This window comes from Pseudomonas sp. EL_65y_Pfl2_R96, assembly GCF_963970905.1.
GTDB lineage: Bacteria > Pseudomonadota > Gammaproteobacteria > Pseudomonadales > Pseudomonadaceae > Aquipseudomonas.
On the sequence record NZ_CAXAQH010000243.1, the window covers coordinates 1 to 504 of the forward strand.

Below are 504 nucleotides of genomic sequence, written 5' to 3' on the forward strand. Positions count from 1 at the left end.
GGATCTCACCAAGGCCGACATCAACAAGGTCTTGAAGGACATAATGGCCGGCAAGACGCGCGTCGCCGTCAAGACGAAAAAGCTGCGAGGAAAGGCCATTGTTCGTGGTGGCGCGGGCACCGCCACGCGCACCGTCGGCCTATTGGGCGGAATCCTCACCTACGCTGTCGATGCTGGGATTATAGAGGTCAATCCGGCGCACGGCATCAAGAAGCCCAAGGACAATGTTCGGAATCGTAGGCTGACCGAGGCGGAGTATCGCACCCTCGGGCAAATGCTTCGCGATGCCGCGGCGAACGAAAAATACGCCATGACCGTGGACATCATCCGGCAGATCGCGCTCACCGGCTGCCGCCGCTCGGAAATGATCTCGCTAATGTGGATCGAAGCTGACACCGACGCGAGCTGCATGCGCCTGGTGGACAGCAAGGAAGGTGAGTCCATTCGTCCAATCGGATTGCCCGTCGTCGAGTATCTGGAGGAACGGCGCAAGACCGCAGCGGG

At 60.1% G+C, this 504-nt stretch carries 1 protein-coding gene; it reads left to right on the forward strand.

All coding sequences use genetic code 11. From position 1 onward, the window contains the following. A partial coding sequence (locus tag AACY49_RS30420) for a hypothetical protein (RefSeq protein WP_445262680.1) occupies window positions 1–504 on the forward strand: 504 nt, incomplete at both ends.